The sequence below is a fragment of the Rhizobium sp. RAF56 genome (assembly GCF_052113965.1).
In the GTDB taxonomy this organism is placed as follows: domain Bacteria; phylum Pseudomonadota; class Alphaproteobacteria; order Rhizobiales; family Rhizobiaceae; genus Rhizobium.
In genome coordinates this window covers 267090-279716 of the sequence record NZ_JBFRDU010000001.1, presented here as the reverse complement: position 1 = coordinate 279716, position 12627 = coordinate 267090, and the positions used below count along the sequence as shown (strand labels likewise).

The window sequence follows — 12627 nt, the reverse complement described above, 5'->3', positions numbered from 1 at the left end:
TCGTTGCCGCGAAGAATGGTCAGGGTGCGGCCGGAGTGCCGTGCGCGCTGACGATGGCGTCGGCCTCCTTGCCGTACAGTTCCTCGAAATGATCGAAAGCCTTGGTGAAATACCCGATCCCCTGCGTTGCCGAGCGCAGGGAGCGAGCGAGCTCGTCGAGCGCGCTACCCGGAACAAGCGCGCGAAAAATGTCCCATCCCTTCGCGGTTTCGTCCCGATCGAAGCCGAGAACCTGCCCCTTCAGCGATGAAACGATCGCCACGAGCCCGCCGGAATAGACCGACGGAATATGGATTTCGACCCTGCTGACAGGCTGCATCAGCACTGCCGAGGCCTGCGAGAGTGCCTGGCGAACCCCCATCTTCGCCGCCGCGCGGAATGCGTAATCCGAGCTGTCGACCGCATGATATTGGCCATCCGTCAACGTCACGTCGACATCGATCACCTGAAATCCCAGCGGCCCCTTCTCCATGGCCTCACGGGCGCCCGCTTCCACCGCCGGTATGTAGTTGCGCGGAACGGTCCCACCTTTGACGGTTTCGGCGAAAGTGAACCCTTCACCGCGCTCGTTCGGCTTAACGCTCAACTGCACGTCCGCGAACTGGCCGGCACCTCCGGTCTGCTTGCGATGCCGATAGCGCACGTTGGAGGGTTTGGAGATCGTTTCCCGATACACCGGGCTCGGTGACTTGTCGGTGACATCGACATGGAAGACCTCGGAAAGCGTCTTGCGCAGGTCGCGCAGGTGCACGGGACCTTGGGCGCAAACCAGCTGGGCGCCTGTCCCTTCCTCCTGCATGACCTTCAACCCGCGATCCGTCTCGACGAGTTTTGCAAGCGTCGCCGAAAGCTTCGTCTCGTCGCGCTCGGTCTCGGGTACCAGAATGCGCTCGAGCATCGGGGCGGGCGGCGTCGTCCAGTCGGGCGGCGCCATGGCTGCATTTACTGTCAGAACCGAGGGAGCCGGCAGATGATCGGATTTGACTGCTGAAAAGACGTATCCGGCCTGGGCCGCGCCGGAAAGCGGACGGCCGGTGCCCGGCTCCTGGACGGCTCCCAATCCGGAACCGGCAAGCATAGCACCCTGCTTGAGCCCTTCGCCGAGGGCGCGCATGATCACGGTCTTGCCGATGTTCTGCCGGTGATGGGCATGGAAGCTGACGGCGAGGAGCTTGTTCTCGTCGAATTTGGTGCCAGCAAGTCGTGCGCGCAGCGCCTCCACGGCAGGCGCTTCGTGCCGCAGCGCCTTCATGAGCCTCATCATGCCGTTGTTGTGGCTCGCCGATCCGAAAAGGACCGGAATGATCCGGTTTTCCTTCAATACGCGCGCGGAAATCGCATAAATTGCATCGCTGGCGGGCTCTCGGTCTTCAATGAGCTGTTCCAGCAACCAATCGTCGAATTCCGACAAATGCTCGAGCAGTTCTGTGCGCGCCTCGTGTTCGCGCTCGATCTCGTTTTCGGGGAGGGCGATCAAGGATGAGGGCTGGCCTTCGCGGTAGCGCCATGCCCGCTCCGAAATCAGATCGCAGCTGCCGACGATCTTGTCGCCTTCGCGGATCGGAACCTGCCGCAACAGCAGGGTGTGGCTGGTGTAATCCTGAAACGCGGCGATGACGTCCCTCAGCCGTCCACGCGGCTCGTCCATTCGGTTGATAAAGATGATGCAGGGCGTCCCGGAAGCCTCGATCGCCCGCAGATAGGGGGCGGCAAGGACTGCCTCCTCCGGCGCGGGCGAGACGCAGAGTATGCAAGCATCGCTCGCAAGGAGCGCATCCTGTGCCTGCGCCAAGGCCTCGTTGGTGCCGGGCGTGTCTATCGCGCACCAGCTCTCATTTCCGAACTCGAACTCGGTCAGTCCGGACCCATAGGGCGAAACCGTCTTCCTGGCCGTGCCCTCCAGTGCCGCCAACTTTGCCACAAGTGTGGATTTTCCGGTTTGCGAAGGTCCAAGTACTGCAAAACAGCGCATAGGCGTTCCTCCCACTGCCATGAGTACGCGTATTCATGGCAAGAATGCCTTGAACTGCGGCGAAGCGCCAGACTCGAGTGCTTTTTCTTGTCGCTGTCCAAAAGGATAGGGCCGAATTGGCGATATCGCCCCGCGCTTACAAGGCGCTCCGCGCGGCCTCCAACGGACATCGCTGTTTCAAAAAAGAGACAGTCGGCGTCGAGGAGACGGGCGATAGGACTGATGGGTAATTTAGAACTTTGATGCATTCTGATTGCGTAATACAAAAAATGGATGGGCGAATTCGATTCCTAGACGGGCTTCGGAGAACGCTGTGAGTGGGGACAAGCATGAAAAACGGTATCGTCTATGCCGCGATCGTCTGCGGTATCCTGAGCACGGGCACGGCGGTCCAGGCGGCCGACATGACGCCGATGGTGACGGAACAAAAGCCGGTGGAAACCAAGAGCGGCTGGGAGTTCACCGTCACCCCCTATTTCTGGATGGCCGGCCTGTCGGGCGACAGCGGGTTGTTTGGGCTCCCGACGGTCCACATGGATCAGAGCTTCAGCGACATTCTGCCGAATCTCGATTTTGCATTCATGGCAACCGCGGAAGCGCGCAACGGGCGCTACAGTTTCTTCGGTGACATTATTTACACCAAGCTATCGGCCGATGCGACGGCTCGGGGTATCTTTACAAACAATGTCGAGGTGACGTCCAAGACCTTCGCCGGTCTCTTGGGAGCGGGCTATGCCATTATCGACGAACCTAACGGCCATCTCGACGTGGTCGCGGGCGCCCGGCTCTGGTCGGCGAATACGCGGATCTCGTTTTCGGGCGGCGTATTGGACGGGGTCAGCCGGGATGACGGCGCCACCTGGGTCGACGGCTTGGTCGGCGTCCGTGGCAACTATTTCTTCACGCCGCATATCTTCACAACAGGATGGGGTCTCATTGGGGCCGGCGGAGCCGATCTCGACTGGGACGTCGGCGCAGGGCTCGGCTACAAGTTCAACGAAACGTTCTCGGCCATTGCCGGCTACCGCGCGCTCGGGGTCGACTACAGTAACGACGGCTTTCTCATGGATATCGTTCAGCAGGGACCGATCCTGGGGCTAGCCATACATTTCTAGCGCCGGTCGCATCTTGAGCTTTGGTGGAGCGCCGGGCATGTCCCGGCGTTTCGCGTTTCCGGAGTGATCCCAGGAAAAGTGGAAACGGTTTGCCGTAACGCTATTTCGGAAAGAGGAACGTGGCGACGAAGCGGCCGCCGAAACCGGAGGGCCCGCCCTCGGGGCTGTCCGCCCAGTAGCGTACGCCGGCCGTCAAGCTGACTGGCTGATTGCCGAACTTCACCAGCTTACCGACCGTGAAGTTCACCGGCACCGACCATTCACTTGTTTCCCAGTTGTAGGTGCTCTCGGTGTTGAGCGTAAAGGTCCACGCATCGGGCGTCGTATAGGAGACGAAGGGCTGGAGGAATGTCGCACTGATGTCTTCGCGATCGCTCTGGCCGGCAAACGACCAGATATGATTGGCAAGCGTGCCTACCGTCCAACCTTCGCTCTGCCTGAGGACGACCACGGTCGGGCCGGCTCCCCATTTCCCGCCGCCGAGCAGACTGTCCGTCGCCGTCGGTATCAAGAAGGCCGGGCCGACACCCCAAATGATACCGTTCGCCGTCGGCTCCTTCGGTGAAAAGAAGAAGCTCTGCGTGATGTCTCCGAGGCCGAACTGCTCGCCGGACGGTCCGGCTATGTCCGACTGCCACGTGATCGGCAGGATTGTGCGGGAAATGACGTTCCAATCCTCATTCAACGAGATCGGTACGACCGGCTGGAAATTGACGGTCAGTCTCTCGCCGTCATCAGGGCCGATGCCACGGTCGTAGTTGAATTGGAAGGGAACGCTGATGAGAGACGCCACCGGGTTGGAGAGCTTCTTTGCCAGATCGGCGCTGCTGTCCTGTCCCCAGGCGTTGCCGTGGGCGGCAGCAAGGCTCGTGACGGCAATTGCGAGCGTGGTCAGGCTGTTTCGCATGATGTCCTCGATGCATTTTTCCGTCTTCGATCAATAGCTCGCGTTCACCTATTGATCGAAAGGATAAATCTTACGCCAATCGTTCTTCATGTCCACGACCAGCCAGTTGCGCTTCGGAGCCTCGTCGAGCGCCTTGTCGAGTTTGCCGAAAGCGGATTTCCGATCATAGGCGTATTCGCGGACCGAGTCCGTATGGTGGACGATAAGCCCGAAGCGAGGGCCTGCGCCAGCAGTCGTCCAGCGCAGCATCTCGTAGTCCCCATCCGAATTGCCGGCGGCGAAGATAGGTCGACGCCCGATGCCGCGATTGATACCCACCGGCTTGCCTGGCCCATCGTCGACGAAATTCACCTTCGGCTGGCGCATCAGAACCGGCTCGTCGCCGTTCAGTTGGTATTTGGTCACAATGCTGCTGCCGATCACCTGCTCCGGTGGGATTCCGTACATCTTCTCCGTCATGGGCCGCATGAATTCGATGCCGCCGCCGGAAACGATATAGGTCTTGAAGCCGTTGGCCCGCAGATAATCCAACAATTCGCGCATCGGCAGGAAGGTCATCTCTTTGTAGGGGCGGTTGGTCTTCGGGTGCCGAGCTGTTGCGAACCAGTCCGTTACGATCTTTTCAAATTCGTCCGTCGTCTGGCCGGCGTGGGTCGCCATGACGAGGTCGACGATGCCGGCTTCGCCCGATTTGGCGACACCGGCAAGATTGCCCGCGAGCACCGATTTGAAGGGCTCCTTGTTTTTCCATTCGGGATGCTTCGGAGCAAGCGTCTTGACCCGATCGATCGCAAAGCCGAGCTGGAAATAGAAGGGCTGTTCGGACCACAACGTGCCGTCATTGTCGAAGACGGCGATCCGGTCTTCCGGCGCGACATAGCCGTCGCCGCCCTCGGTCGTGACTGTCTTGACGAATGCGAGGATATCGGATTTCGCCTTGCCCTCGTTCCAGCTCGGCAACACCTCCTGTGCGAAGGCGGCGAACGGGATGAGCAGAAGCATCACAAACGCGAGGAAGGCAGTGCCTATCTGAAACGCGCGAGCATCCGAATTCTCAGTCATAGGTCCTTGCCTCCTGCGCCCTTGATCTCACGCGCGCTTGACGCAACGGAAGCCGACGTGGCTGGTGGAGGTATCTTCCGGCTCCGCATGGCGGGCGGCGGGCCGGTACCGGCGGCAATAGTTGGGAGCGCAGAGGTGGGAGCCGCCCTTAAGCACGCGCCTCGCAATACGGATCGCCGGCACGTTCGGATCGAAGCTCCCTTCGATATCCGCGCCGCGTGGATTTTTCGGGATACAGCACGACTTTGCAGCAGGTTCAGGATGCCGCGTCGACCAGTAGTCAGAGGTCCATTCCCAGACATTGCCGATCATGTCGTGAGCGCCGTAGCCGTTGGCGGGATAGGAGCCGACGGCGGTCGTGCGGTCGGCACCCGGCTTGCGGTCGTTTCGGGTTGGAAAAATGCCTTCCCATGTGTTCGCCATGCGCTGTCCGTCGGGAGTAAACTCGTCACCCCAGGCGAACTCGGCGTCGTCCAACCCGCCTTTGGCGGCAAGTTCCCATTCGGCTTCCGTCGGCAGGTCGCGGCCCGCCCATTCGGCATAGGCTTTGGCATCGCAATAGGCGACATGAACCACAGGGTGGTCGAGCTTGCCTCTGATGTCGCTACGGCCGCCATAGGGATGACGCCAGTCGGCGCCGAACTTGAACGACCACCACTGCCTGATATCGGATCCGACGAGGGGGCCTTTCGGCGGCGTGAAGACGAGTGAGCCTGCCTTCAACATATGCGGCAAGGCTCCCGGATAGTCCTTCGGGTCGGGTGCCTTTTCCGCAAAGGTGACATAGCCGGTCGCCTTGACGAAGGCTGCGAACTGACGGTTGGTGACGAGCGTGGCCTCGATCCAGAACCCGTCTACGGTAACCGGATGGGCAGGTGCTTCTTCCGGATAGTGATGGTCGGAGCCCATTGTAAAGGTGCGGCCCGGGATCCATACGAGTTCGCTTACAACGGGCGCGGCGTTGCCTGTGCCGCCCGTTTGCTTCTGCTTTCCGGTCTGCAAAGCCAACGTCATCCGTCCAGATCTCCCAGGCATTGGTCACAGGGTGACATGATCACCGCTCGGGCCGAAAAGCAAAGTACGTAACAGTTACAATCCGCCAGTCCTTCGGCAATAGCCAGCCAAAATTGCAGCCAGCTACGGGTTGAGCCGCGGCAATGCGCTGTGGTCGCCTTCACGTGCCGGTCGTGAAAGGAGCCCCCGCCGGGCGGCCCTGATACGCTGGCGAAGGTCAGCGAAATCGACGCGGATGGCAACACTCTGCCCATCTGCGAACAGCGCTTGCTGCAACGCCTCGACCTGAGCACGGAGCTGACTGTCCTGGATCGTCGAAGCCCACGCCGCGATCGAGCGAAATCCGCACCGTTTCGTCCAGGCGTCCAACGCGCGGTAAGCCGTCCAAGCATCGTCACCCCCCAGGGCAGCCACAAGGCGCTTGAATGAGGCCAGCTCGGATTGTGCTCGGCGCTCGGCATAGGAATGGATGTGGGCCTTCGCGGACGGCCAGGCGAACCGCAAGAGGGCATAGATCAGAGCGCCCGCAACAATCAAGGCGACGGCGGTGAGTGTGATCATCCGCCAGTCGACCGACCGAACGGGTTCCTTTCGAGCCGGCGCAAGCTGCGGAGCAATCGTTTGCGCGGACGAAGGAGCCGCGGCGACTGTCGCCGTCACCGCCGGCGCAGACGCCTTCTCGAGGCGATGCGTGGCCGTGTCGTACCAATCGAGCGAAACGGAGGGCAGTTGGAAGGTTCCGGTCTCGTTGATGATGTAGGTTACGCGCTCCGTCCGGCTGCTACCCGTGCCGCCGTCGCTGCCCTTGACGTTGTCGGCAAGGCTCGGCGCTTCCCGATAAACCTCCACGCTGGCAGGGGCGGCAAATTCCGGTGCGGGGATCATCATCGCCTGGGTGTTGCCGGCATAAATCGTCACCGTGCGCACCAGCGCCTCGCCTGATTTCAAGGTCTCGGGCTTGCGGTCGAAGCTTTGGGAGATGACCACTTTCTGTGCGGCAAAGACCGGGCCGCCATCCGCATTGGCTGGATTGGCGCCGACCTGGAAGGAGATCGGCGGGATGGCGACCGTGGCCGCGACCGTCTGGCCGTTGTCGTCCCGGTAGCTCAAGGGAATGGAGACCGCCGGCAGCGTGAAGCTGCCTGCCGTCTGCGGGACGACGTCGTAGACCTTCCGTATCCCGGAATACTCGACATCATCGACGGTTTCGTTGAGATTGAGCGCGCGCTGGTCGGGCAGGGTGACAACGGCGTTGTCGATATCGATCAGCGGAAACTGCGGGGGAGACGTGAAGAAATTCGGTACGAGAACATCGACCGAAAGCTCTATCTGCTGGCCCGGGACAATGGTTCCTTTGGTTTCGACCGCGGCGCGGGCGAAGGGTCCCGCCGCCTCGACCCCGTAGGCTGACATCGAAACAAGCGTCGCCACCAATAGCAGTCTCCAAAGCGCCCTCATTGCTGGCTGTTCCCCGCTTCGATTGCGAACTTGCGTGCCATCAGGTCTGCAGGGCTCACCTGGATATTCCGCATCCACATTTCCGAAGTCTGCTCGCCGGCGTTGACGAGGCCCTCCTTGCCCTTTTCGCCTTTCTTGTCGAACTGAACCTGATCGGGTTTCAGATTGGGCTCCTGCTGCTGCTCCTCTTCCTCATCCTTTTTTACGGCAAGCAGCCGATTGGCGACCGCAAGGTTTGCCTCCGCCTCCGGCCAGTCGGGCCTCAAGGCGAGGGCTTGCTTATAGGCCGCGACAGCTTCCTCGAACTTCAGAAGATGGAGGAGGGCATTGCCCTGATCGTAGTAGCTTTCGGCCGAGTTCACGGTTGCGAAGGCATCGATCGCCTCGGCGAACTTGCCGGCGCGGTAGAGTGCGGTCCCGCGCCAGAACGGATCTTGAAAGTGCTCGGCCGCAGCATCGAAATCGCCGCGCTCGAAGGCGCGCCGTCCCTGCTGGTCCGGCGTCAGCCAGGCGTCCACCATATGCCATTCGGCAGCGCGCGCGTCTCGTGCGCCGAAAAAGGGGTGAAGCAACATCACCGCAACCGCTGCCCGCACCACCCAGCCACGTCGGAACGACAAGGCGGCGAGGATGCCGATCGGAATGGTCAGCCACCATCCGGCGTCCCGCCAGCGATTGCCCTCGTCGGACAGGCGCTGGTCGAAATGCGAAGCGATGCGCTCGGAAACCCAGCGTACATCGCTGTCGTCGGCGGTAACGGTCACGACCTCGGCCTTGGTCAAGGCACGAAGATTCCTCAGACCTTCGACGTCGAGTTTGGCGATCAGGCGGGCGCCGCCGGTTCCAGTCAAGAATGCACCGGTTCCGGTCTTCACCGGCCCACCCTCGGCTGTCCCGATACCGAGCACGAGAATGTTGTTCTTTGCCTGATCCGCCTTGAGTTCCGGATAGGCCTTGTCCTCTATGCCGTCCGTCATCAGGAGGATCGTTCCAGCGGTGCTCTCCTTCGAAAGCGCTTCGCCGGCAACCATCAGCGCCTTCGTCGTATCCTTGCCCTCGATAGGCATGATGCGTGTCGCAAACGCATCGACATAGGTCTCGATGAGCGCCGTATCCTCGGTCAGCGGTAGAACGAGATGCGCCGAGCCCGCATAAGCGACGATCGCCGTTCTTGCTCCGCTGCGCTCAGCCAGAATGTCCTTGATCTTGAGCTTGGCGCGTTCGAGCCGCGATGGCGTGATGTCGATCGCATCCATCGTCTGCGATAGATCGACGGCAATCACCAGCGGCGCCGTGTCCTGAACGAACGGCGGAAGCTCTTTTTGCCAGGTGGGGCCCGCGGCCGCGATTGCGCCAAGCGCGATCAGGCCCGCCATCAGATGCTGAGGACGAAAACGTCCGTTGCCAGCGCCGTCGATAACCAGGTGGTCAAGCAGATGCGGGGCGATCAGGCCCTTCCAGCGGCTCCGGATGTCCGTTGAGCGCGACGCCAGCCAGAAGAAAGCGGCGGCGAACACAAGTGCCGACAGCCACCAGGGCCTGAGGAAATGAAAGTTCTCAATCATAGCGCCGCCCGTCTTCTGACGAGCGTGCCAAGCGCCGCTGCCAGATGGTAGGCAAGCAGCAGTGCCACGGCAGCACCCAGCGGATAATAGAAGAGCTCGACGCGCGGCCTCCAGGCAATCGTCTTTTGATCGGCGGGCGTGATCTGATCGAGGGTGGCGTAGATCGCCTCCAACTCGTTCTGGTCCTGTCCGAAGAAGTAGCGGCCATGCGTCTCCTCGGCGATTTTCTGCAGCGTCGCGGTGTCGAGCTTGTCTTCGCCCGTCGCCGCCGGATCGCCGATGCCGACAGTGTGGATGACGACCTTCTTCTGTCGTGCGATGTCAGCCGCTTTCACCGGCGGCATCTTGCTTGCCGTGTCGTTGCCGTCGGTGAGTACGATCAGCACTTTTTCCGGCACCGTGCTCTTATCGAACATCTTGATGGCAAGGCCGATCGCATCACCCACCGAGGTGCGGGGGCCGGCCATGCCGGGCAGGATCTCGGCGATCATCGATTGCACCGTCGCATGGTCCATGGTGAAGGGCACCAGCGGGTATGGCGCATCGCCGAATGCGATCAGGCCGATGCGGTCGCCGGGACGGCGGTTCACGAATTCGGCGACCACCTTGCGCACCGCCCCGAGCCGGCTGGTCAAAGTGCCGTCAGGCGCATGAAAATCCTTGGTGTCCATGGATTGAGAGAGATCCAGCGCCAGCATCAGATCGCGCTGCGGCTCGGTCTTTTCCAGCGGCGGTTCGACGAATTGCGGCCGCGCCAGGGAAAGGACGATCAGGCCCCACGCGAGCCCTTCCACGATGAGTTGCGGCCAGCTCCTGCGTGGTATGACGGCGCCTGTCGTCGGCCGGATGCCGGCGGCTTCCGCAACCTTGCTGAAGAAAGGAAGGCGCACCGAGGCCGATATCTCTCGATGGGGTGGCAGCAGCCACCAGACGAGGAGCGGCAGCGGTAACAGCACGAGGAGCCAAGGATGATCAAGCGCGTACATGATGGCCCTCGATCCACCAGCGCGCGGCAGCGACGACCGCTTCGGCAGGCGGCGATACCGGCGACGACACATGATCGGCGCCGCTGTATTCGGCGTCGTCCAGCATCTCCGCCAGCGGTCGGCCCAACTGGCCGCCGTCTTGGCTCTTCAGAAATTCCACCCATTTGGAGCCAGATAGCGATGCAACCTCCTGGCGCGGATAGACTGCAAGCGCCACGCGCTTCAACAATACGGCGACTGCCTCGATGTTTTGCTGGGAGTTCGGGCTCGATCCGAGCGCGTCGAGTTCGCGAAGGGCCTCGCGGCGGTAGCGATCGGCGCGGTAGCGCCTCAGCCAGCGGACGAACAGGATGCCTGCCACAGCCGCGATGAGAAAGGCAACGACCGCCCATCCCCATGTCTGCGGAAACCACGAGACCGGCGGCGGCTCGGCGATATGCTTGAGCGTTCGAAGTGCTGCTTGGGTGATTGGATCGGGCTGCGCCGCGGGCTCCGCCATGCTAGCGCCTCCTCTGCCGCCATGCGGCCTGTTGCAGGAGGCGGCGCAATTGCGGCGCGGTTTCCTCGGCCGTCGATACGGGCAGCATGGGCAGCCCCAGCTCCCGCTGCCACTGTACCAATTCGCGGCCCCGAGAACTGGCAAACTCGCTCACGGCGCGGCGGAGGCCAGCTTGTCGAAACGAAAGCTCGGCCTGCAGGTTGCCGCCGCTGACGACGAGATCGCCGCTTGTCGGCAAGTTAAGAAGAAAGGGGTCGTAGACCAGGAGGCAGACCACATCATTGCGAACCGCGAGCCTCAGCAGGGCGTTGCGCGTGGCCGGCGTGTGGCCGTCGAAATCGGTAATGAGGATGATCAGGTGGTCGTGGTGGGCGATATTGGCGACGATCGACAGCGTTCGGTCAAGCTGCTCCACCGACGGTTCCGTTGCATCCGCGACCGTCAACGCGCAATTCTGCGCCGAAATCGCGTTTGCAAGCGCGATCACCGCCTCCCGGCTGCGATGCGGTCTCAATTCAACGATGTCGCTGTCGTTGAAAACGATGCCGCCGACGCGGTCACCGGAGCCGAGTATGCGCCAGGCGCAGAGCGCCGCCGCCTCGGCGGCCGTGTACGATTTGAGGGAAAGCCGGCTACCGAAGAACATGTTGAGCCGCTGATCGACGACGACGAGCGCGGGACGCTCCTTTTCTTCGGCGTAGACGCGAACGACCGGTTTTTCGGTGCGTGCGGTCACGCGCCAGTCGATCGTGCGGATATCGTCGCCGGGCAGGTATTCGCGCAATTCCTCGAACGTCAGTCCGCGCCCGCGCATTCTGGATTGCATGCGCCCCGCGAGCAGCCGTTGTACTGGCCCCTTCTGCATGAAGGAAAGGTCGCGTGCCCGCGTTTCAAGCGAAACAAGGTGCTCGACCGACGCATAGACGCCCTCGGCCGCCGATGCTTTCTCGTTCGCCTTGATATGCGGTCGCAGCATGCGAGCTCCTCAAGCGACAGCGACTAGCTCCACGATGCGGTCAACGACCTGGTCCGGCGTCGTATTCGCGGCGTGCGCTTCGTAGGACAGGATTAGGCGATGACGGAATACGTCGTTGACGACGGCCTTCACATCATCCGGAGTGACGTAGTTCCGCCCCTTGAGCCAGGCGTAGGAGCGCGACACTTTGTCGAGGCTGATGACGCCGCGCGGGCTGACGCCGACCTCGAGCCAAGTCGCCAGGTCCTTGTCCAGCTTCTCAGGATAGCGCGTCGCGAAGACGAGGGCGACGATATACTTTTCGATCGGCTCGGACACTGTAACCTTGCCGATCTCCGCGCGCGCATCAAAGACTGCCTTCGGGTCGAGCTTCTGCCGGTCTGGAGCGGCCCCTGCGGATTTCGTCGCGTTCTCCTCGCTTCTTACGAGGCGCATGATGTCGGCCTCCGCTGCTTCGTCCGGGTAGCCAACATGAATGTGCATCAAGAACCGGTCGAGCTGGGCTTCTGGAAGCGGGTAGGTGCCTTCCTGTTCAATGGGATTTTGCGTCGCCATGACCATGAAGAGATCAGGCAGGGGGTAACTCTTCCCGCCGACCGTCACCTGCCGCTCCTCCATTGCTTCGAGCAGCGCCGACTGGACCTTTGCAGGCGCACGGTTGATCTCATCGGCAAGAATAAGGTTTGCGAAGAGCGGCCCTTGCTGGAACTTGAATTCTCCCTTTCCGCCTTCGCTGAAATAGATTTCCGAGCCGGTGATGTCTGCGGGGAGAAGGTCTGGCGTGAATTGAACGCGTGAAAGTTCCGCATCAAGATTCTTAGCCAAACTTTTGATTGCTCTGGTTTTTGCCAATCCAGGCACTCCTTCGACCAAAAGGTGCCCGTTCGCCAGCAGCCCGAGCAGCAGGCGCTCGACCATGCTCGCCTGACCGATGATCGACTGATTGATGCGCTGCCCCAGGGCGATGATATCGTCGTGTGCTGCCATGGCCTCCCGAGCCTTTCACTTGCGGCGACGCGGCGACGGCGCCGCGGCGCGTCAATGCATCCTTTTTGGGCCTTCGCCCGATCGCG

The 12627-nt window shown here is 61.6% G+C and carries 11 protein-coding genes; 1 reads left to right on the top strand and 10 read right to left on the bottom strand.

Going from position 1 to position 12627, the window contains the following annotated elements:
- Positions 1 to 19 precede the first annotated feature (19 nt).
- Positions 20 to 1972 (bottom strand): elongation factor G, encoded by a 1953-nt coding sequence (locus AB4048_RS01280; RefSeq protein ID WP_442200088.1) that lies wholly within the window; start codon positions 1970 to 1972, stop codon positions 20 to 22.
- 329 nt (positions 1973 to 2301) lie between these two features.
- Here AB4048_RS01280 and AB4048_RS01275 point away from each other — a divergent pair, with 329 nt between their 5' ends.
- Positions 2302 to 3087, top strand: a complete 786-nt coding sequence (locus AB4048_RS01275; RefSeq protein WP_442200087.1) for a hypothetical protein — start codon at positions 2302 to 2304, stop codon at positions 3085 to 3087.
- Positions 3088 to 3187: 100 nt separating this feature from the next.
- On the opposite strand, the gene AB4048_RS01270 is transcribed toward AB4048_RS01275, so the two are convergent.
- The 9 genes from AB4048_RS01270 to AB4048_RS01230 all read right to left on the bottom strand — a co-directional run bounded on the left by AB4048_RS01270 (position 3188) and on the right by AB4048_RS01230 (position 12541).
- A complete protein-coding gene (locus AB4048_RS01270; RefSeq protein WP_442200086.1) occupies positions 3188 to 3994 on the bottom strand; it encodes a transporter in 807 nt (268 codons plus the stop codon).
- 48 nt (positions 3995 to 4042) lie between these two features.
- A complete protein-coding gene (locus AB4048_RS01265; RefSeq protein ID WP_442200085.1) occupies positions 4043 to 5056 on the bottom strand; it encodes an HAD family hydrolase in 1014 nt (337 codons plus the stop codon).
- A gap of 27 nt (positions 5057 to 5083) precedes the next feature.
- Positions 5084 to 6070: a formylglycine-generating enzyme family protein gene (locus AB4048_RS01260; RefSeq protein WP_442200084.1), complete on the bottom strand. Its 987-nt coding sequence runs from the start codon at positions 6068 to 6070 to the stop codon at positions 5084 to 5086.
- Positions 6071 to 6193: 123 nt separating this feature from the next.
- Complete coding sequence (locus AB4048_RS01255; RefSeq protein ID WP_442200083.1) at positions 6194 to 7501, bottom strand: BatD family protein; 1308 nt, start codon at positions 7499 to 7501, stop codon at positions 6194 to 6196.
- Positions 7502 to 7524: 23 nt separating this feature from the next.
- Entirely contained in the window at positions 7525 to 9093 is a 1569-nt protein-coding gene (locus AB4048_RS01250) for a VWA domain-containing protein (protein WP_442200082.1), read from the bottom strand.
- Positions 9090 to 10079 carry a vWA domain-containing protein gene (locus tag AB4048_RS01245; RefSeq protein WP_442200081.1) on the bottom strand — a complete coding sequence of 330 codons (990 nt, stop codon included), beginning with the start codon at positions 10077 to 10079 and terminating at the stop codon, positions 9090 to 9092. Before AB4048_RS01245 ends, AB4048_RS01250 begins: the two co-directional genes overlap by 4 nt.
- The gene (locus tag AB4048_RS01240; protein ID WP_442200080.1) at positions 10066 to 10578 is read right to left on the bottom strand and encodes a DUF4381 domain-containing protein; all 513 of its coding nucleotides are present in this window, start codon (positions 10576 to 10578) and stop codon (positions 10066 to 10068) included. Before AB4048_RS01240 ends, AB4048_RS01245 begins: the two co-directional genes overlap by 14 nt.
- A 1-nt stretch (position 10579) precedes the next feature.
- Positions 10580 to 11554, bottom strand: coding sequence for a DUF58 domain-containing protein (locus AB4048_RS01235; RefSeq protein ID WP_442200079.1), 975 nt, complete (start codon positions 11552 to 11554; stop codon positions 10580 to 10582).
- A 9-nt stretch (positions 11555 to 11563) separates the two neighbouring features.
- A complete protein-coding gene (locus AB4048_RS01230) occupies positions 11564 to 12541 on the bottom strand; it encodes an AAA family ATPase (protein WP_442200078.1) in 978 nt (325 codons plus the stop codon).
- Positions 12542 to 12627: the final 86 nt, after the last annotated feature.